This is a genomic window from Streptomyces sp. NPDC111802, from assembly GCF_055634335.1.
The window spans coordinates 204,356-223,751 of record NZ_JBVKCZ010000007.1 but is presented as its reverse complement, the minus strand read 5'-3'; the positions used below and the strand labels follow the sequence as shown (position 1 = coordinate 223,751).

Here is a 19,396-nt window from a genome sequence, read left to right as displayed (position 1 = left end):
TCTCGGTGGGGGGTTGTGGTGCGTCAGGCGGCCGGTACGGGCAGCCCGCAGGCGCGGCGCGCCCGGGACAGCTGCTCGGCCGGGTCGCCGAAGACGGACCAGGGCATGCGCGAGGCGTAGGGGCCCATCGCCGTGAAGACGGTGTGCGCCTGCGTCGCGCACCCGGCCATGACCAGGGCATGCGCGAGATAAGCCAGGTCGAGGACGGGAGTGAAGGGGTAGTCGGCGACCGTGGGCAGCCAGTTGTGGTGGATCGACAGGGCGGTCGAGCGCCACTGCGGCTGCTCCCAGACCCGGTCGGCGAGCAGTTGGGTCGGGTCGTAGCACTCGACCAGGGCGACCAGCGGGAGCAGGCGCAGCGGCGAGTCGGCGGGCGCGCGCTGGCCGAGGAAGGCGGCGACGTCCCAGGCGGCGGTCACGGAGCCGCCGTACCGGGGGAAGAAGCAGGCCAGGAAGCGGTGATGGGCCTCGCGGTGCCAGGCGTCCAGCGAGAGGACGTGCGCGAACAGGCGCCATGGGCCGGCCGGTGCGGTGAGCAGCCCGCGCGGGGCCTGGTCACGCAGCCGGTGCAGCCGGGCCATGGCCAGCTTGGCCACCCAGGGTGTGGGGTCGGCTGGGTCCGCCGTGGCGGCCCGGTCGCAGGCGGCCAGCGCTATCCGCTCCAGCGCCTCGGTCCGCGGGTCACGCATGTCGGCCGCGCGCATCGCCCGCAGCACGGCCACCCGGGCCCACATCAGGGCCGCCTCGGGGCCGGGTTCCTCGGCCTGCCAGCGCTCGACGAGGTCGGAGTCGGCGGCCTCCGAGGCGAGCACGAGGGAGCGGTGGGCCCGCAGGCCGAAGCCACCGCGAGTTTCGGCCAGGGCGTCGCGGGCGCTCAGCCAACGCCCGGCCCGGACATCGACGCAGACGCTCGCCAGCACACGGTCGTCGGCCGCCGGATGCCAGAGATACTGCCCCTCGAATAACCCCGCGGCCATGTGTCCCAGCCCATCCCCGTTACGTCACCTCACAGTTGCGCACCTGGCACCTTACTCAGCGTGGGCCCCAACCGGAACGTGGATTTCACCGTGGTGGCCGGAGTTTTTCGGCGGCTTTGCGGACATCCGACGGCTAGTTCAAAGCGACACCTTTTCTCATCCCGCCGCCCCATCCGCTTTCACCCACTACTAGAATGTTCCAACGAAATATGCCCACCCCCGCTCAGCTTTCAGGAAAAACGATTCACGACCTCGCCACGCGGCTGCGCCGCCTCCCCCCGTCCTGCGGCCCGGTACGCCTGATCGGCGTCGACGGACACGCCGGCTCCGGAAAGTCCACGTTCGCCGGGCAGTTGGCCCGGGCGCTGGACGACGCCCCGGTGCTGCACCTCGACGACATCGCCAGCCATGACGAGCTGTTCGCCTGGACCGAGCGCCTGCTGACCCAGGTCATCGCACCGCTCGCACACGGCGGGACCGCCCACTACACCCCCTACGACTGGCGGGCCCGCCGTTTCGGACCGCCGCTCGCCCTGCCGCCCGCCCCGGTGATCCTGGTCGAGGGCGTCGGCGCCGGACGCCGTGCGCTGCGGCCGTATCTCGCCCGGCTGCTGTGGATGGAGCTGCCGCGCGAGGAGTCATGGGCCCGGGGACGCTCGCGGGACGGGGACGAGCAGCGGGAGTTCTGGGACGGGTGGGTCGGGGCGGAGCGGGAACACTTCGCCGACGACCCTTCCCGGCCCTTCGCCGACCTTCTGGTTCGGCAGTGTGGCAAGGGATATGAGGTGACTCCCGGGCCTGCCGGGACGGTTGGACCGGACCAGTCCATCACACACGGTGACGACCCATCGGCAATGTGCTGAACTCGTGAAGAGCCCTGCCGGACAAGTTCCCGGAGTGCCTCAACTCGGCTTGACCCGGGGGCCGTACAGGACTTACGTTCTCAATGTGCGGTCACTCGAGGCCGCCCGAAGACGCGAAGCCCCCGGTTGTTCCCCCGTGATCGGGGGCTTCGTTCTGCCTTCACCCCTCTTTTCGGGCGCCGAGAGGCGTGATCCGGTCACCCTCGGTCACCGGCTCCGCTCCCCCCGATCCGCCCTCACCTCGCCAAACGGCCCGTGCGGCACCCTGGGGCGCGCCATGCCCTCGCAGGTACGATGCCCTCGGTGCGACCTACGGACGGCCGCTCCGCGCACCGCTGCAACTCCGGTCCGCGGCAGGGCGGTTCGATCGAGCTGATCAAGGCGGCCGACGGGCGAGCGGTCGGCCAACCGACGGGGGCACGGTTTGTGGGGGACGTGATGGACTTCGGCACGCAGGGCCCCGAGGCCCCGGCCGACCTCGCCTGGCTGCGAGGTGTGGATGCCTACACGATGGGGGCGTATCCGCAGGCGGAGGAGGAGTTCCGCACCGCGGTACGGATCGATCCGGGAATGGCCGACGGATGGCTCGGCCTGCACGCGCTGCGCGTCGACACCACGACCGCGCTGCTGCGGATGTTCCGGCACCGGGACCGCTTCGGCGAACAGCGCACCCGGCACCGGCGCACGATCAACTCCTGGTACTGGCTGGGCTGGTGGGTGCAACCGGTCCTGGAGAGCCCGCGCGACCTGCTCCTCGCCCACGCCTCGCACTGGCTGGACGGCCGGCACGTCCCCGAGCTGGACCGGGCGCTTGCCGGGCTCCCGCCCGTGGACACCGACCATCAGGTCCGCTTCCTGCACGCCTGCCGCGCCTATCTGGTCAAGGACTGGGAGCAGCTGGTACGGCACACCGACCCGCTGCTCGACGACGCGATGCTCGGTATCGAGGCCGGCCTGTTCGGCGGCATGGCACGGGTCCGGCTGGAGATGTACGGGCAGGCCGAGCCGCTGTTGTCGGCCGCGCTGATGCGGTGCCGCAGCGAGCAGCCGCAGCGCAAGGAGCTGCGGTACTGGCTGGCGCGGGCGCACGAGGGCACGGGCCGCTCGGCCGCCGCCCTCCCGCTCTACCGCGCGGTGCACCGCGTCGACCCCGCCTTCATGGACACCTCGGCGAGGCTCGCGGCCATCGCCGAGGGCGACGGCTACGACGACGCCACCGACCTCGCGGCGATCACGCTGACCGGGTTCGGCGGGGAATTGGCCGACGGTCCCGACGGGCTGGACCCGCTCTTCGGCACCGAGGGACGGGACCTGAAGCTGTCCGACCCCGATCTGCCGCCGACCGGGCCGCTGCCGTCGGTGGTGGATCCGGCGGTGCGCGAGAAGACGGCCGTGTCGTCGCAGCCGCTGCCGGCCGGGCCGACCGACCCCCAGTTACTCGAGGAGGCGCTCGCCGAGCTCGAGCGCATGGTGGGGCTCGAACCCGTCAAGCGCCAGGTCAAGGCGCTGTCCGCCCAGTTGAACATGGCCCGGCTGCGCACCGGGCAGGGCCTTCCGGTGCAGCCGCCCAAACGGCACTTCGTCTTCTCCGGCCCCTCCGGCACCGGCAAGACCACGGTCGCCCGCATCCTGGGCCGTGTCTTCTACGCCCTCGGGCTGCTCGGCGGCGACCATCTCGTGGAGGCCCAGCGGGCCGATCTGGTCGGCGAGTATCTGGGCCAGACGGCCGTGAAGGCCAATGAGCTCATCGACTCCGCGCTCGGCGGCGTCCTGTTCGTGGACGAGGCCTACTCCCTCTCCAACTCCGGCTACGGCAAGGGCGACGCGTACGGCGACGAGGCCCTTCAGGTGCTGCTGAAGCGGGCGGAGGACAACCGGGACCACCTGGTGGTGATCCTCGCCGGCTACCCCGAGGGCATGGACCGCCTGCTGACCGCGAACCCCGGTCTGTCCTCGCGCTTCACGACCCGGGTCGACTTCCCCTCGTACCGCCCCCTCGAACTGACCTCGATCGGCGAGGTGCTCGCAGCGGAGAACGGGGACGTGTGGGACGAGGAGGCGCTGGACGAGCTGCGGTCCATCGCCGGGCATGTGGTCGACCAGGGATGGATCGACGAGCTGGGCAACGGGCGGTTCCTGCGGACCCTGTACGAGAAGAGCTGTGCGTACCGGGATCTGCGGTTGACGACTTACCCGGGGGCGCTCACGAGGGACGACTTGTCGACACTTCGGCTGCCGGATCTGATGCAGGCGTACGGCGAGGTGCTGTCGGGGCGGGGGCCGCAGGATCCGTCGGCCATGTGACGGATCCCGCGACGCCGTAGCCGTGGATCAGCCGGCCAGTGCCTCTTCCGGCTCCCCGGTGCTCATCCGTGGCCCCGTCACCCGGACCTCCGGCAGCTCCCGATGCGCCGGATCCCGTACCTCGCCGACCAGCAGCTCCAGTACGTCCTCCAGCGCGACGAGCCCGAGGACCTTGCCCGACGCGTCGGCCACCTGGGCCAGGTGCGTCGCGGCGCGGCGCATGACCGTGAGGGCGTCGTCCAGCGGCAGTTCCGAGCGCAGGGTCGTCATCGGGTGCCAGACCTGCTGCGGCACGGCCCGTTCCGATTCCTCCAGGTCCAGTACGTCCTTGACGTGCAGGTAGCCCATGAAGGCGCCGTTCTCCGCCGCGACCGGGAAGCGGGAGTACCCGGTGCGGGCGGTGAGCGCGACGATCTGGCCGGGGGTGACCGAGGGACTGACGGTGACGAGGGACTCACGCCCCAGGAGTACGTCCGTCACCGGGCGGGAGCCCAGCTCCAGGGCGTCCTCCAGCCGCTCCTGCTCCTCGGGGTCGAGCAGACCCGCCTGGCCGGAGTCCTCGACGAGCCGGTTGAGCTGCTCGCTGGTGAACACCGCCTCCACCTCGTCCTTCGGCTCGACGCGGAAGAGCCGCAGGATGGCCTGTGCGACGGCGCCGAGGGCCACGGTGATCGGCCGGCAGAAGCGCGCGAAGTAGACCAGTCCGGGGCTGAGCCACAGCGCGACCTTCTCCGGGGCTGCCATGGCCAGGTTCTTCGGCAGCATCTCGCCGATGACCAGATGGAAGAAGACCACCGCGGCGAGCGCGATGACATAGGTGAGCGGATGGATCACGCCGTCCGGCAGATGGATCCACTCGAACACCGGCTCCAGCAGGTGCGCCACCGTGGGCTCGGCGACCGCGCCGAGCGTCAGCGAGCAGATGGTGATGCCGAACTGGGCCGCCGCCATCATCTGCGGCAGCCGCTCCAGGCCGTACAGGACCTGACGGGCCCGTGCCGTGCCCAGCGGTTCGATCTGGCTGCGGCGGACCGAGACGAGGGCGAACTCGGCGCCGACGAAGAATCCGTTGGCGAGCACGAGCAGCGCGGCGAAGACGAGTTGGAGCACGCTCATCGGGCGACCTCCACCACGGCCCCGGTCCGCACCAGCCGGACACGTTCGGCCCGGTAGTGGCCGACCCGGCGCACCGACAGCCGCCAGCCCGGCAGCTCCGCCCTGTCACCGACGGCCGGGATGCGTCCGAGCAGGTCGGCGACGAGTCCGGCGACGGTCTCGTACGGCCCCTCGGGCACGTCGAGTCCTATCCGCTGGAGGATGTCGACACGGCAGCTGCCGTCGGCGTCCCAGGCGGGCCGGCCGTCCTCCGGCGGGGCGGCGGCGAGTTCGGGCAGGTCCTGCCCGTCGTGCTCGTCGCGGACCTCGCCGACGATCTCCTCGACGATGTCCTCCAGCGTCACCACGCCCGCCGTACCGCCGTACTCGTCGACGACGACGGCGATGGGCTGCTCGCTGCGCAGCTGGGCCAGGAGGGGCTGGACCGGCAGGGTCTCGGGGACGAGCAGCGCCGGGCGGGCGATACGGCCGACCGGGGTGCGCAGACGATCACTCGAACGGATCGCCAGCGCGTCCTTCAGATGGACCATGCCGACGATCTCGTCGATCCTCTCCCGGTAGACCGGGAAACGGGACAGACCGGTCGCACGGGTGAGGTTGACCACATCCTCGGCAGTCGCCGACGACTGGAGCGCGCTGACCTTCACGCGCGGCGTCATCACGTGCTGCGCGGTCAGCTCGGCGAGCGACAGGGTCCGTACGAACAGGTCGGCGGTGTCCTGTTCCAGGGCGCCGGCCTGGGCGGAGTGCCGGGCCAGGGAGACGAGTTCGCCGGGGGTGCGGGCGGAGGCCAGCTCTGCGGCGGGCTCGATGCCGAGCGAGCGGACGAGACGGTTGGCGACGGCGTTCAGCCCGGCGATGACCGGGCGGAACAGCCGGGCGAAGGCGTGCTGCGGGCCGGCGACGAACCGCGCGACCTGCATCGGCCGGGACACCGCCCAGTTCTTGGGCACGAGTTCGCCGATCACCATCTGCACGGCCGAGGCCAGCAGCATGCCGACGACCACGGCCACGCCGGACACCGCGCCCTCGGGGATCCCGATCGCGGTGAAGGGGCCGCCCAGCAGCTGGGCGAGCGCCGGTTCGGCGAGCATGCCTACCACCAGGGAGGTGATGGTGATGCCGAGCTGGGTGCCGGAGAGCTGGAAGGACAGTTCCTTGAGCGACTCGACGACCCGGTGGGCCCTTCGGTCGCCCTCCGCGGCGGCCTTCTCGGCGTCCGTCGCCTCGACCGTGACCAGGCCGAACTCGGCGGCCACGAAGAAGCCGTTGGCGAGAATCAGGAGGAACGCGGCTGCCAGGAGCAGCAAGGGGATGCTCATGATGCGGCCGCCCCGGTATGTCGGGAGGGGGCGGCGCAGGTACTACAGGACGATCCGTCCATCGCTGGAGGGAATCACTCCTCGGGTAGCAGGGGGCCTCTGAAGGCCGTTGGGCACATCAGCGGCGGAGGCGTCACGAAAACGCCTCCGCCAACAGATTAATCAAGACATCGCGATTTACGGCAGGGTGAACGGAGCCGAGTCAGCCCTCATGGTCCTCGGGCTCCCTGATGGCACGGGCCTCGGCGAGCGCCCGCAGGGCGCGCGCGTCGGCGATGGCCCGCTGCTTGGCGATGCCCGGCTGGATGCCGAGTGCGGGCAGGCTGGTGCCGTCGCTGAGGTTCAGGAACACCCAGGGGTCGCCCGGCCGGAGGTTCACCTGGAGGATCTCGGCCCAGTCCAGTCGGCGCCTGGAGGTGATGTTCACCACGGTGACGCCGGACTCGTCGGCGACGACCTTCACACGGGCCAGCATGGCCAGCACACCGAACATCAGCGCGCCGGTGAGGATGAAGCTGAGGCGCTCGCCGGGGCCGAGCTTCTCCAGCAGCAGCGCGACGGTCGTGATGACGATGAAGATCGCGACGCCCGCGGTGAGCAGGACGGCCCGGGTGCGGCCCGGTCGGAACGTGACGGGAAGAGCAGGCAGTTCGGACATCTCTGTGCTCTCTACAGGCGGCAGGCGTGGATGGCCGTGGTCAGGATGGCCCGGGCGCCGATGTCGTACAGGTCGTCCATGATCCGCTGGGCTTCCTTGGCGGGAACCATGGCACGGACGGCGACCCAACCCTCGTTGTGCAGCGGGGAGACGGTCGGGGACTCCAGGCCGGGCGTGAGGGCGACGGCCTTCTCCAGCTGCTCGACGCGGCAGTCGTAGTCCATCATCACGTACGTCCGGGCGACCAGGACGCCCTGGAGGCGACGCAGGAACTGCTGGACCTTGGAGTCCTCGCCGTCCGCGCCGACGCGGCGGATGACGACTGCCTCGGACTTCATGATCGGCTCGCCGACGACCTCCAGACCGGCGTTGCGCAGCGAGGTGCCGGTCTCGACGACGTCCGCGATGACCTGGGCGACACCGAGCTGGATGGCGGTCTCCACGGCGCCGTCGAGGTGGACGACGGAGGCGTCGATGCCGTTGTCGGCGAGGTGCTTGGCGACGATGCCCTCGTAGGAGGTGGCGACCGTCTTGCCCTTCAGGTCCGACAGGTCGTCGCCGACGGTGCCCGGCTTGGTGGCGAAGCGGAAGGTGGAGCGGGCGAAGCCCAGCGGCAGGATCTCCTCGGCCTCGGCGTCGGAGTCGATCAGCAGGTCACGGCCGGTGATGCCGATGTCGAGCTGGCCGGAGGCGACGTAGATGGCGATGTCGCGGGGGCGCAGGTAGAAGAACTCGACGTCGTTCTCCGGGTCGACGATCCGCAGTTCCTTGGACTCGCGCCGCTGCTGGTAGCCGGCCTCATGCAGCATGTCCGCCGCAGGGCCGGAGAGTGAACCCTTGTTGGGGACGGCGATGCGCAGCATGAGGTCGGCTTCCTTCGTTCGCTCTTACGGGTGTGCGGGGTTGCTCTTCGGCTTTTTACGGCTCAGAGGTGGGCGTAGACGTCGTCCAGGGAGATCCCGCGGGCGACCATCATCACCTGGACGTGGTACAGCAGCTGCGAGATCTCCTCGGCGGCGGCTTCCTTGCCCTCGTACTCGGCGGCCATCCAGACCTCGGCGGCCTCCTCGACGACCTTCTTGCCGATGGCGTGGACGCCCTTGCCGACCAGTTCGGCGGTGCGGGAGGTGGCGGGGTCGCTGTGGGCGGCCTTGTGCTGGAGCTCGGTGAAGAGCTCCTCGAACGTCTTCTTGGACATGGTGACGCTCAGCCTATGCCACATACGGCTTTCGTCAGCGCCAGGGTTCAGATACTGAGCGGAGCGTGGCAGCCGTCGCCACGGCCGCCGTCACCGCCTCGTGCCCCTTGTCCTCGTTGGAGCCCTCGATGCCGGCCCGGTCCAGGGCCTGCTCCTCGGTGTCGCAGGTCAGCACGCCGAAGCCGACGGGGACGCCGGTCTCGACGGAGACCTGGGTCAGGCCCTGGGTCACGCCTTGGCACACGTACTCGAAGTGGGGAGTGCCGCCGCGGATGACGACCCCCAGGGCCACGATCGCGTCGTAGCCGCGGCCCGCGAGGACCTTGGCGACGACCGGGAGTTCCCAGCTGCCGGGGACCCGGAGCAGGGTCGGCTCGTCGATCCCCAGGTCGTGCAGGGCGCGCAGGGCGCCGTCCACCAGACCATCCATCACCTTCTCGTGCCACTGTGCCGCGATGACCGCGACCCGCAGGTCGCCCACATTGCGTACGGACAGCTCCGGTGCGCCCTTGCCGCTCACGTTCTTGAGTCTCCTCGTGTGCTCTTACTGGTTGGTGCAGGTGGACAGCGGGGCCGGGGCCTCGGGGGCCGGGTCCAGCCAGGGCAGGTCGTGGCCCATCCGGTCCCGCTTGGTGCGCAGATACGTCAGGTTGTGCTCGCCCGCCTGTACGGGCATCGGCTCCCGTTCGGTGACCTTGAGGCCGTGGGCGAGGAGCGCGTCGCTCTTGTCGGGGTTGTTGGTCAGCAGACGCACGCTGTGCACGCCCAGGTCGGCCAGGATCTGCGCGCCGGCGCCGTAGTCGCGGGCGTCGGCGGGAAGGCCGAGTTCGAGGTTGGCGTCGAGGGTGTCGCGGCCGCGCTCCTGGAGTTCGTAGGCGCGCAGCTTGGACATCAGGCCGATGCCCCGGCCCTCGTGTCCGCGCAGGTAGACGACGACTCCACGGCCCTCGGCCTGGATGCGCTCCAGGGCCGACTCCAGCTGGGGGCCGCAGTCGCAGCGCAGGGAGTGGAAGACATCGCCGGTGAGGCACTCGGAGTGGACACGGACCACGACGTCCTCGCCGTCGCCGATCTCACCGTGGACCAGAGCGACGTGCTCGACGCCGTCGACGGTGGAGCGGTAGCCGTACGCCGTGAAGGCGCCGTGGGCGGTGGGCAGATGGACCTCGGCCTCGCGGCGGAGGGCGGGCTCGGCCGGAAGCTGCTCCTGCTGGACCGTCCGCTGCTCGACCGGCTTCGGGCGCTCGGCGCCGCGCCGGTAGGCGATCAGGTCCTCGATGGAGACGATCGTCAGGCCGTGCTTGCGGGCGAACGGGATCAGCTCGGGCAGCCGCAGCATCTCGCCGTCCTCGCCGGCGATCTCGACGATGGCACCGGCCGGGCGCAGCCCCGCGAGCCGGGCCAGGTCGACGGCGGCCTCGGTGTGGCCGTTGCGGACGAGGACGCCGCCGGGCCTGGCGCGCAGCGGGAAGATGTGGCCGGGGCGGACGAGGTCCGACCGCTCCGCCTTGCCGCTCGCGAGCAGCTGCAGCGTGGTAGCCCGGTCGGAGGCCGAGATGCCGGTGGTCACCCCGTGCGCGGCGGAGGCGTCCACGGAGACCGTGAAGGCGGTCTTCATCGACTCGGTGTTGTCCGCGACCATCTGCGGGAGTTCGAGCCGGTCCAGCTCCTCGGGCTCCATGGGCGCGCAGATCAGGCCCCGGCACTCGCTCATCATGAAGGCGACGATCTCGGGGGTGGCGTGCTCGGCGGCGATGACGAGGTCGCCCTCGTTCTCGCGGTCCTCGTCGTCGACGACCACGACCGGGCGGCCCGCGGCGATGTCGGCGATGGCCTGCTCGATCGGGTCGAGCGTGAGGTTCTCGACGTCTTCGGTGCGGTACAGGATCGGTGCCGTGGTCATGCCGGCGCTCCTTCCAGGACGGGCCGCGCGTCCTTGCGGGAGCGCAGCCACCAGTCGCGCATGCCCCACAGGACGAGTGCGCCGTAGATGACGTAGACGAAGCCGGAGAAGGCGTAGCCGTTGGCGAAGTTGAGGGGGACGCCGACCAGGTCGACGAGCAGCCAGGCGAACCAGAACTCGACCATGCCGCGCGCCTGGGCGTACATGGCGACGACGGTGCCGACGAAGATGTAGGCGTCGGGCCAGGGGTCCCAGGACAAGGTCGGGTACGCCTTGAAGAGCAGTGCCACCGCGACGGTGCCGGCGGCGGCCGCGGCGACCATCACCCCGCGCTCGCGCCAGGTGGCGAACCGCACGGCGATATGGCCGTCCGCTTCCTGGCCCTTGCCGCGCTGCCACTGCCACCAGCCGTACAGGGCGACGAGCATGACGACCGCCTGCTTACCGGCGCTGCCGGTCAGATGGCCGAAGAAGGCGCCGAAGAGGATCAGACCGGCGAGGAACTGCACGGGCCAGGTCCATATGGAGCGCCGCCAGCCGAGGGCGAGGGCGGCGAGGCCGAAGAGGTTGCCGACCATGTCCGACCAGAGGATGTGCTGGCCGAACAGGACGAATGCCTCGGAGTTCAGCGAGTTCACCGGTTCGTCGCTCCTTCGGAGGAGAGCCGGTCGCCCAGCATCCGCTCGACGTACTTGGCGATGACGTCGACCTCGAGGTTGACCGGGTCGCCGGGCTGCTTGAGGCCCAGCGTGGTCAGGTCGAGGGTGGTGGGGATCAGGCTGACGGTGAAGTAGTCGGGGCCGGCGTCGACGACGGTGAGGCTGATGCCGTCGACGGTGATGGAGCCCTTCTCGACGACGTACCGGGAGAGGTCCGCGGGGAGCGAGATCTTGACGATCTCCCAGTTCTCGGACGGCTTGCGCTCCAGCACCTCGGCGGTGCCGTCGACATGCCCCTGCACGATGTGCCCGCCGAGGCGGGCGCCCACGGCGGTGGGGCGCTCCAGGTTGACGCGGGAGCCGACGGTGAGGACACCCAGGCTGGAGCGGTTCAGGGTCTCGGCCATGACATCGGCGGTGAACTCGTCGCCCTCGTGGTCGACGACCGTGAGGCAGACGCCGTTGACCGCGATGGAGTCGCCGTGCTTCGCGCCGTCGGTGACGACGGGGCCGCGCAGTCGGAAGCGACAGGCGTCGTCGAGGGTCTCGACGGCGGTGATCTCGCCCAGCTCTTCGACGATTCCGGTGAACACTTCCCGGGTCCTCCTGCCACGTTGGGGCACGGACTCCGGGGCCTGTCGATGACGACAGAATGTACGAGCAGGGACACCGGGGGCGACGCCGGACAGGGGTCGCCCCATGGACGAACCGGTTCGGCGGCGCGCACGAATGCCCGCCCGCCGCGCACTGCCTCCCATCCGGACTTTAACCGTCGGTCCAGGAATTTCACCTGGTCAACCGGCCGCTGGAGGCGACCGGGTCGCGGACTGTAACCGCCGGTTCGGACTTTCACCGACCCCGGAGTGCGCTGCTTCTGGTACAGGGCCAGTGTGCCACGCCTGATCGACGTCCATGCGGCCGAATCCTGTGGGGTGCCTCACAGGCCGCTGCGCTGGACATCCGCGGCAGTTCACGGCGGCCCAACTGCCGCAAACGGGAACGACCTTGAGATTGGTCCATACCTATTGACGCTATGGTCTAGTCCTCTCTAGGGTCAGCGCAACCGACGACGGTTCGGGAACCCCCTCGCCCTGTGTGACCTCTTCCACTGGAGAGCCAGGGGCACGCAGACGGCCCGGCGGCGGTGACGACGGCCCTTGCCCGCCGCCGGGTCCCCCAGTTCCCGCCTTCGGCGGCTCTGGCAGGGTGAGGTCATGACCACCGGGACCGCCGACGAGTTCGAGACCCATCGCCCGCGGCTGTTCGGCCTGGCCTATCGCATGCTCGGCTCGGCCGAGGAGGCCGAGGACACCGTCCAGGACGCGTATCTGCGGTTCAGCGGCGCCGACCGGGACACGATCGAGCGTCCGGCGGCCTGGCTCGCCAAGGTCGTCACCAACCTCTGTCTCACCCGGCTGACCTCGGCCAGGGCGCGGCGCGAGCAGTACGTCGGCCCCTGGCTGCCGGAGCCGGTGGCCACCTCGGACGGCACGCTGGGGCCCCTGGAGTCCGCCGAGCAGCGGGACGCCGTGTCCCTGGCGATGCTGGTGCTGCTGGAGCGGCTCACGCCGACCGAGCGCGCCGTGTACGTGCTGCGGGAGGCGTTCGCTTACGCCCACCGGGAGATCGCCGAGGTGCTGGAGCTGACCGAGGCGAACAGCCGGCAGCTCCATCGGCGGGCCGTGCGGCGGGTGGGTGAGCGGCGATCGCGGTTCGAGTCGACTCCCGAGCGGCAGGAGGAGTTGGTCAGGTCGTTCCTGACGGCGGCCCGCGACGGCGACCTCGCCGGGCTGGAGAAGGTGCTGGCGGCCGACGTCACCTGGTGGAGCGACGGCGGCGGCAAGGTCACGGCGGCCCGGCGGCCGATCGAGGGCCGGGAGAAGGTGTTCCGCTTCCTGGCGGGTGCGACGCGGACCTTCCTGGCCGGCCTGGAGTTCACGGTCGTCGAGATCAACGGTTCGCCCGCGCTGGCCGTCTGGGCGGGCGACACGCTGATGTCGGTGACGGCGTTCGAGCTGCGGGACGGGCTGGTCATGCACGCGTGGGCCGTGGTGAACCCGGACAAGCTGGACTTCGTGCGCCGACAGCTGGCGCGGCAGGCGTAGCCGGCTGTCACATTTCGCGTGGGGTACTCGGTCCCAGCTGGTGAGGGGCGCTCCGTTCAGGAGTGCCCGGCGCCGAAGGGACTGAACAGCATGACCACGATCCTGGTGACCGGCGGCACCGGCACGCTCGGCCGACTCGTCACCGAGCGGCTGCGCGCGGGCGGCCACGAGGTGCGGGTGCTCAGCCGGCACGCCCAGCCGTACGCCGTCGATCTGCGCAAGGGCGGTCCCGGTCTGGACGCCGCGATGGCGGGCGTGGACACGATCGTGCACTGCGCGAGCTCGCCGGGCGGCGGTGACGAGGAGGCGGCGCGACGTCTGATCGCGGCGGCGCGCACGGCAGGGGTACGGCATCTGGTCTACATCTCGATCGTCGGCGTCGACCGGGTGCCCTTCGGCTATTACAAGGCCAAGCTCGCCGTGGAGAGGCTGGTCGAGGAGTCGGGGCTGGGCTGGACCGTACTGCGCGCGACCCAGTTCCACGACCTGGTGGTGCGGGTGCTGGGGGCCGTGTCCAAGCTGCCGGTCGTGCTGCTGCCCGCGGGTGTGAAGGACCAGCCCGTCGAGGTCGCGGAGGTCGCGGACCGGCTCGCCGAACTGGCCCTGGCGGCCCCGGCCGGGCGGGGCGAGGACATGGGCGGCCCCGAGATCCGGACCTTCGACTCGCTGGCCCGCGCGTACCTCAAGGCGACGGGCCGCAGGCGGCTCGTGCTGCGCGTGCCGCTGCGGGGCAAGGCGTACCGGGCCTTCCGCTCGGGCGGACATCTGGCGCCCGAGCATGCGGTGGGCAAGGGGACGTTCGAGGACTTTCTGGAGCGGGGGGTCTGAACCGGCGTCTCGAAACCTGACTCGGATGTCCGACGACAGTCAGCGGTCCGGCGGCGCGAACAGCTCGTCCTGCGCGGCCTCGCGCGCGGTGAGCAGCGCTCCGCGCAGGACCGCACCGCCGCCCAGGCTGCTGGGCCGCACCACGGTCACGAGCGGCGACATCCGCCGGATGCGCTCCTCCACCCGCGCGGCGAGCACCTCTCCCCCGGCCTGTCCGACCTCGCCGCCGAGGACGACACAGCCGGGATCGAGGATGGCGACGACGGAGGCGACGCCGATGGCGAGGCGGTCGGCGAGGGCGTCGAGGAAGCGATCGGCCGAGGCGGCGTCGCGGGGGGCGGCGGCCGAGGGCATCACGTGCGGCGCGCCGGCCGGCGCCGCCAGGTCGGAGGTGCGATGGGCCCCGGCAGGGGCAACCGGTCCACCACGTTCCGGCGAACCAGCCATCGCCTCCCCACCGCTCGGCCTGGCGACCCGCGCCATCGCCTCCCCACCACTCGGCCTGGCGACCCGCGCCACCGCCTCCCCACCACTCGCCCCCGCGACCCGCGCCACCGCCTCCCCACCACTCGCCCCCGCGACCCGCGCCACCGCCTCCCCCACGACGTCCGCGGCAACCGGCTCGCGCACGGACATGCCCTCGGCGGAGAACCCGTACGCCTCCGCCAACTCCACGATCGCCGCCGACCCGGCCAGCGAGTGAAACCCGCCCTCGCAGTCCACCGCCGACGGCAACCCCACCGTGCCCGGCACCGGCAGGAAGCCGATCTCGCCAGTTCCGCCGGAGGCTCCGCGGCGCAGCGCCCCGTCGAGGACCACGGCCGCGCCCGTGCCGTGGCCGAGCCACAGCAGGACAAAGGTGTCCCGGCCCCGGGCCACACCGTCGCGCTGTTCGGCGAGGGCGGCGAGGTTGGTCTCGTTCTCGACGCTGACGCGGGCCTCGGGAAGCCGTTCCTGGAGGGTCGCGACGAGGCGACGGTGCCATTCGGGCAGGCCGGTCGAGTCACGCAGTTCGCCGCTCGCCGGGTCGATCAGGCCCGGGGCGCCTATGCCCACCGTGTGCAGCCGGTCCGCCCCCGCCTCCTTCACGACCCGCTCCACCAGCGCCGCCGCCTGCTCCACGGCCGGCCCCGTCCCGATGTCGCCGCCGATCGGCGCCGCCGCTTCGGCGAGCACGGCTCCGACCAGGTCGGACACGACCACCGAGACTCCCTCGGTACGCACGTCGAGCGCCGCCAGATGGGCACGGCCGGCGACGATGCCGTACAGCTTGGCGTTCGGACCCCGCCGCTGTTCGCCGGCCTCGCCGACGACCGCTATCAGGCCGGCGTCGGTGAGGCGCTCGACCAGGTCGGCGACGGTCGGCCGGGACAGTCCGGTCAGCTGCTTCAACTGCCCTGCCGTCAACGGGCCCTCCTGCTGGAGCAGGCGCAGGGCGAGTCGGTCGTTGATGGCCCGGGCGGTGCTCGGGGATGCGGGCATGCCGGGATCCTTCCAGATCGGCGCGGCCGGGAGAGCGGGGGCTACGACGGCCGTGAAAGCACTCTATCTATCAGGCAGGGTTCCTGATAGTTTACGCGCGGCTCAAGCATCGAGCGCGGACCGGGAGGGGTCGGACAATGAGCGAGGTGGTCTACGACCTGCGCGAGGTGAGGCGGGCCCGGTACGCCGTGGCCGCCGTCTTCGCCGTCCACGGGGCCGTCACCGGCTCGTTCGCGACGCGCGTGCCGTGGATTCAGGACCATGCCGGGGTCAGCGCCGGCCAGTTGGGGCTCGCGCTCGCCTTCCCCGCGCTCGGCGCCTCCGTGGCGATGCCGCTAGCGGGCAGCATCACGCACCGCTTCGGCGCGCGGAACGCCCTGCGCGGACTGATCGCCCTGTGGACGCTCGCCCTGGTCCTGCCCGCCCTCGCGCCGAATCTGCTGACCCTGTGTCTGGCCCTGTTCGTGTACGGCGCCACCGCGGGCATGGCCGACGTCGCGATGAACGCGCTCGGCGTCGAGGTCGAGACCCGGCTCGGCCGGTCGATCATGTCGGGCCTGCACGGCATGTGGAGCGCGGGCGCCCTGGTCGGCTCGGCGGCCGGCACACTCGCGGCGCACCTGGGCGCGGACGCCCGGCTGCACCACACGCTCGCGGCGGCGACCCTCACCGTGCTCGGCGTGGTGGCCTGCCAGTGGGTGCTCGACCTCCAGCCCGCCGAGGACGAGGAGCCGCCGCCCCGGTTCGCGCTGCCGCCCAAGTCGGCGCTGCTCATCGGCGCGGTCGGGTTCTGCGCGGTCTTCGCGGAGGGCGCGAGCCTGGACTGGTCTGCGGTGTATCTGCGGGACGAGTTGGAGACCTCGGCCGGTCTCGCGGCGGCGTGCACCACCGGCTTCACGCTCACCATGGCGCTCGCCCGGATCGCGGGCGACAAGGTGGTGGACCGCTACGGCGCCGTGCGCACGGTCCGTTTCGGCGGCTACCTCGCCACGCTCGGCGGACTGCTGATCGTCGTCTCGGACGGGCCGGCCCTGGCGATGACCGGGTTCGCGCTGCTGGGCCTCGGCATCGCGGTGGTCGTGCCGCTGTGCTTCGCGGCGGCCGGACGCAGCAGCCCTAACCCCTCCCTCGCCATCGCGGGCGTCGCGACGATCACCTACACCTCGGGGCTGGTCGCCCCGAGCGCGATCGGCGGGCTCGCCCAGCTGAGCAGCCTGATGGTGTCCTTCTGCGTGGTCACGGTGCTGTCCTCCGGGCTCGCCGTCTTCGCGGGCGTCCTGCGCGCCGGTGACCGCGATCGCCCGAAGGTCAGCCGGCCGGACGCAGCAGTTCCCGACCCGCGGCCCTGAAGGCCTCGCTCCACGGCGCCGGCCGCAGCGTACCGGCGTCCAGCCGCACCAGGACCCGGGCGCCGTGGGCGTAGGTCACCGAGCCGTCGGCCGAGCAGAACCGGAAGCCGTACGTCAGGCCGGTGTTGCCGAGCCGCTCCAGCCAGAGGTGGACGGCGTAGACGCCCGGCCTGGTGACCGGCGCCTCGTAGCTGATGCGCAGTTCCTTCACCGCGTTGCAGGCGTCGCCGGCCGCCACCCAGTCGCCCTCGAAGCGGAAGCCGTGCTCCTGCCACAGCTCGGCCCAGGCCCGCTCGACCATCAGCGGGTAGCGCGCGTTGTGCAGCAGCCCGAGCGCGTCCAGGTCGTCGAAGTGGACGGTGACGGGGACGAGTCGGCCGTAGGACAGAAGGGGCGCGATCGGGGCTTCGGCGGTCACGTGCGGGACTCCTGGGACGTACGAGTTGACTGGTCCCATCCTAAGCGGACGCTCAGCCTGCTCGGATCGACCCTGGTCAGCCGTGGTCGGCGCGGCCTGTGATGTCGGCGACGGACGCACGACCCAATCGGGCCGTCACGCGACGCCCGCGAGGGAGCTCAGCGCGCCAAGTCGTAGGCGTACGACGCCGTGAAGGTCCCCGGCCTGCCCTTGCAGCCGTCCGACTCCCCCGGCAGCTTCACCCACAGATATGCGTCGATCCGAGTCTCGCCGGTGGCGAGCGTCGGCGCCCGGCCCAGCTTGCGGCCCGCCGGATCGCACCACTCGCCGTCGGCCGGTGCCCCGGCGCCGTTGCGGCTGGTGTCGATGACGGCGCCCAGGCCCGGCGGGCCGCCGAGAGCGTCGAGGACCTGTCGGTCGTAGGCGATCTCGTCGGCGGTGGCGTGGAAGTTGGAGACATTGCTGAAGACGCCGTCGGAGGAGGCGGTCGAGGCGGCGCCGGCCTGCTTCAGCCACTCGGCCTGCTTGCCGGGCCCGTTCCAGCCGGAGTGCCCGGCGTCGTAGTAGACGCGCGCCCTGGGGTTGGCCTCCTTGAAGGCCCGGCCCGCGCGGGCTAGGGAGGCGAAGCGCTCGGCACGCGCACCGGCGGAGAGGCACTCGGACTGGGCGATGGAGTCGGGCTCCAGGACGACGATGACATCGCCGGAACCGAGCCCGGCGGCGAACCTGTCGATCCAGGCGTCGTACGCGTCGAGGCTCGGTGCCCCGCCCTCGGAGTAGCCGCCGCAGTCCCGGTCCGGTATGGCGTACGGTACGACCACCGGTACCCGCCCCAGCGCCGACCCGCCCGAGGTGACCGCACGGACCCGGGCGGTGATGGTGTCCGGTGTGAAGTCGGCGAACCACACCGCGGCCGGCTGTGCGGCGATCCGGGACTGGATGACGGCGTGGCGCGGGTCGGCGGGGTTGTCGCGGACCCACTCCAGCACCTGGGAGTCGGGGTGGCGGTAGAGGCGGGCGGAGACCACGGCCTGCTGCTGCTTCCTCTCGGTCCTCGTCGGTGAGGGCGTGCGGGTGGGCCGCTTCGGAGCGGGTGTCGGCGCGGCGGACGTGGGCGAGGCGGACTTCGTGACCGACGGGGACGCGGACGGCACGATCGGCAGGTACCGAAGGCTCGGCGAGCGAGTGACCTCGGGCGGGCCGGCCTCGTCGGCGCCCCTTCTGTCGTCGAACGCGGTCAGCAGGCCCGTTGCCGCGCCGACGGCGACCACGACCGAGGCAGCCATGACCATGGCGCCCCGCCGGGCGGCCCTCCTGCGCTCGGCCCTGCGTGCGGCCAGTCGCTGGGCACGTAAGCCTGGCACGGTCCCGCTCCCCCTCCCCCACAGCGAGCGCGTTCCCCCGTTCTGGGGAAGCGCCGGGCCCGCCGACAACTCCGCCAGCCTAAAGCTGGGACATTGCCCCCATGGCGCAATGCGAACAATTCACCACAGCCGTGGACGCGGTCGTCTTCCGTATGCGCGCCCTCGACGCGACCCTGCCCGAACGCGACGGCGTCGCCGTGTTCAACCGCGTCTACCTCGCCGTGACGGAGGCGGTCGACCGGCATATCGACGGCGGCCGGTTCCCGGACGTGCGGGCCGCGATCACGCTGGACGTGCGGTTCGCGGAGCGCTATCTCGCGGCGGTGGCGGCCGAGGGCGAGGGGCGTCCGCCCGCGTGCTGGCGGCCCCTGTTCCAGATGCGCCGGCATCCCGGCGTACGGCCGTTGCAGTTCGCGCTCGCGGGCATCAACGCGCACATCGGCCACGATCTGGCGCTCGCCGTGGTGGACGCCTGTCGTAGCCTCGGCTGCGAACCCGTCGATCTGGAGGACGAGTTCGATCGGGTGGGTGATCTCCTCGTCTCGCTGGAGGAGCGCATCCGCGAAGAGCTGATGCCGGGCCCCGATCTGCTCCAGATCGCCGACCCGCTCACCCATCTGCTCGGCTCCTGGAGCCTGGAGCGCGCGCGGGACGCCACCTGGTCGGCGGCGCGGGCGCTGTGGGCGCTGCGCCGGCTCCCGGACGTCGCCGAGGAGTTCACCGAGCGGCTGGACGCGGCGGTGGGATTCGCGGGTCGCATGCTGCTCACTCCGCTGGCGGACTGATCCGGCCTCGACTGGCGCTTCCCCGCGCCCGCAGTACGTTGGCCGGTGGGGGCCCGCCCATCGCG

Annotated in this window: 19 protein-coding genes and 1 riboswitch; of the genes, 6 read left to right on the top strand and 13 right to left on the bottom strand. The window is 71.5% G+C overall.

Annotated elements, in window-relative coordinates; translation table 11 throughout:
- Positions 1 to 23: 23 nt before the first annotated feature.
- A complete protein-coding gene (locus ACZ7NC_RS10195; protein ID WP_471486620.1) occupies positions 24 to 977 on the bottom strand; it encodes a hypothetical protein in 954 nt (317 codons plus the stop codon).
- Between the two features lie 209 nt (positions 978 to 1,186).
- Here ACZ7NC_RS10195 and ACZ7NC_RS10190 point away from each other — a divergent pair, with 209 nt between their 5' ends.
- Complete coding sequence (locus ACZ7NC_RS10190; RefSeq protein ID WP_471486618.1) at positions 1,187 to 1,840, top strand: uridine kinase family protein; 654 nt, start codon at positions 1,187 to 1,189, stop codon at positions 1,838 to 1,840.
- Between the two features lie 438 nt (positions 1,841 to 2,278).
- The gene (locus ACZ7NC_RS10185) at positions 2,279 to 4,144 is read left to right on the top strand and encodes an AAA family ATPase (protein ID WP_471486723.1); all 1,866 of its coding nucleotides are present in this window, start codon (positions 2,279 to 2,281) and stop codon (positions 4,142 to 4,144) included.
- Between the two features lie 27 nt (positions 4,145 to 4,171).
- Here ACZ7NC_RS10185 and ACZ7NC_RS10180 read toward each other — a convergent pair whose 3' ends face one another.
- The 9 genes from ACZ7NC_RS10180 to ACZ7NC_RS10140 all read right to left on the bottom strand — a co-directional run bounded on the left by ACZ7NC_RS10180 (position 4,172) and on the right by ACZ7NC_RS10140 (position 11,593).
- The gene (locus ACZ7NC_RS10180) at positions 4,172 to 5,260 is read right to left on the bottom strand and encodes a hemolysin family protein (protein ID WP_471486616.1); all 1,089 of its coding nucleotides are present in this window, start codon (positions 5,258 to 5,260) and stop codon (positions 4,172 to 4,174) included.
- Positions 5,257 to 6,582 carry a hemolysin family protein gene (locus tag ACZ7NC_RS10175; RefSeq protein ID WP_471486614.1) on the bottom strand — a complete coding sequence of 442 codons (1,326 nt, stop codon included), beginning with the start codon at positions 6,580 to 6,582 and terminating at the stop codon, positions 5,257 to 5,259. Before ACZ7NC_RS10175 ends, ACZ7NC_RS10180 begins: the two co-directional genes overlap by 4 nt.
- 202 nt (positions 6,583 to 6,784) lie before the next feature.
- The gene (locus ACZ7NC_RS10170) at positions 6,785 to 7,240 is read right to left on the bottom strand and encodes a PH domain-containing protein (RefSeq protein ID WP_471486612.1); all 456 of its coding nucleotides are present in this window, start codon (positions 7,238 to 7,240) and stop codon (positions 6,785 to 6,787) included.
- Positions 7,241 to 7,251: 11 nt separating this feature from the next.
- Positions 7,252 to 8,103: an ATP phosphoribosyltransferase gene (gene hisG / locus ACZ7NC_RS10165; RefSeq protein WP_471486610.1), complete on the bottom strand. Its 852-nt coding sequence runs from the start codon at positions 8,101 to 8,103 to the stop codon at positions 7,252 to 7,254.
- Between the two features lie 62 nt (positions 8,104 to 8,165).
- Complete coding sequence (locus ACZ7NC_RS10160) at positions 8,166 to 8,438, bottom strand: phosphoribosyl-ATP diphosphatase (protein WP_471486609.1); 273 nt, start codon at positions 8,436 to 8,438, stop codon at positions 8,166 to 8,168.
- Between the two features lie 34 nt (positions 8,439 to 8,472).
- Positions 8,473 to 8,958: a 6,7-dimethyl-8-ribityllumazine synthase gene (gene ribH, locus ACZ7NC_RS10155; protein WP_003988915.1), complete on the bottom strand. Its 486-nt coding sequence runs from the start codon at positions 8,956 to 8,958 to the stop codon at positions 8,473 to 8,475.
- Between the two features lie 24 nt (positions 8,959 to 8,982).
- Positions 8,983 to 10,341 carry a bifunctional 3,4-dihydroxy-2-butanone-4-phosphate synthase/GTP cyclohydrolase II gene (locus ACZ7NC_RS10150; RefSeq protein WP_471486607.1) on the bottom strand — a complete coding sequence of 453 codons (1,359 nt, stop codon included), beginning with the start codon at positions 10,339 to 10,341 and terminating at the stop codon, positions 8,983 to 8,985.
- Complete coding sequence (locus ACZ7NC_RS10145) at positions 10,338 to 10,979, bottom strand: nicotinamide mononucleotide transporter family protein (RefSeq protein WP_471486606.1); 642 nt, start codon at positions 10,977 to 10,979, stop codon at positions 10,338 to 10,340. The genes ACZ7NC_RS10150 and ACZ7NC_RS10145 overlap by 4 nt, the downstream gene beginning before the upstream one ends.
- A complete protein-coding gene (locus tag ACZ7NC_RS10140; RefSeq protein WP_471486604.1) occupies positions 10,976 to 11,593 on the bottom strand; it encodes a riboflavin synthase in 618 nt (205 codons plus the stop codon). The genes ACZ7NC_RS10145 and ACZ7NC_RS10140 overlap by 4 nt, the downstream gene beginning before the upstream one ends.
- 147 nt (positions 11,594 to 11,740) lie before the next feature.
- A riboswitch (FMN riboswitch) is annotated at positions 11,741 to 11,871 on the bottom strand.
- A 343-nt stretch (positions 11,872 to 12,214) separates the two neighbouring features.
- On the opposite strand from ACZ7NC_RS10140, the gene ACZ7NC_RS10135 reads away from it, so the two are divergent.
- Both ACZ7NC_RS10135 and ACZ7NC_RS10130 read left to right on the top strand, forming a co-directional pair.
- Complete coding sequence (locus ACZ7NC_RS10135) at positions 12,215 to 13,105, top strand: RNA polymerase sigma-70 factor (protein WP_471486602.1); 891 nt, start codon at positions 12,215 to 12,217, stop codon at positions 13,103 to 13,105.
- A 90-nt stretch (positions 13,106 to 13,195) separates the two neighbouring features.
- Positions 13,196 to 13,933 carry an SDR family oxidoreductase gene (locus ACZ7NC_RS10130; RefSeq protein ID WP_471486600.1) on the top strand — a complete coding sequence of 246 codons (738 nt, stop codon included), beginning with the start codon at positions 13,196 to 13,198 and terminating at the stop codon, positions 13,931 to 13,933.
- 39 nt (positions 13,934 to 13,972) lie between these two features.
- Here ACZ7NC_RS10130 and ACZ7NC_RS10125 read toward each other — a convergent pair whose 3' ends face one another.
- On the bottom strand, positions 13,973 to 15,415 hold the full coding sequence (locus tag ACZ7NC_RS10125) for an ROK family transcriptional regulator (protein WP_471486599.1): 1,443 nt from the start codon (positions 15,413 to 15,415) through the stop codon (positions 13,973 to 13,975).
- Positions 15,416 to 15,552: 137 nt separating this feature from the next.
- On the opposite strand from ACZ7NC_RS10125, the gene ACZ7NC_RS10120 reads away from it, so the two are divergent.
- Positions 15,553 to 16,764, top strand: coding sequence for an MFS transporter (locus ACZ7NC_RS10120; protein ID WP_471486597.1), 1,212 nt, complete (start codon positions 15,553 to 15,555; stop codon positions 16,762 to 16,764).
- Here the strand turns inward: ACZ7NC_RS10120 and ACZ7NC_RS10115 are convergent.
- Both ACZ7NC_RS10115 and ACZ7NC_RS10110 read right to left on the bottom strand, forming a co-directional pair.
- Positions 16,724 to 17,182: an acyl-CoA thioesterase gene (locus ACZ7NC_RS10115; protein WP_471486595.1), complete on the bottom strand. Its 459-nt coding sequence runs from the start codon at positions 17,180 to 17,182 to the stop codon at positions 16,724 to 16,726. The two genes, ACZ7NC_RS10120 and ACZ7NC_RS10115, sit on opposite strands and share 41 nt — an antisense overlap.
- Positions 17,183 to 17,340: 158 nt before the next feature.
- The gene (locus tag ACZ7NC_RS10110; protein ID WP_471486721.1) at positions 17,341 to 18,474 is read right to left on the bottom strand and encodes a glycoside hydrolase family 6 protein; all 1,134 of its coding nucleotides are present in this window, start codon (positions 18,472 to 18,474) and stop codon (positions 17,341 to 17,343) included.
- A 173-nt stretch (positions 18,475 to 18,647) separates the two neighbouring features.
- Between ACZ7NC_RS10110 and ACZ7NC_RS10105 the strand changes: the two genes are divergently transcribed.
- The gene (locus ACZ7NC_RS10105; RefSeq protein ID WP_471486593.1) at positions 18,648 to 19,331 is read left to right on the top strand and encodes a DUF5995 family protein; all 684 of its coding nucleotides are present in this window, start codon (positions 18,648 to 18,650) and stop codon (positions 19,329 to 19,331) included.
- The last annotated feature ends 65 nt before the right edge of the window (positions 19,332 to 19,396 follow it).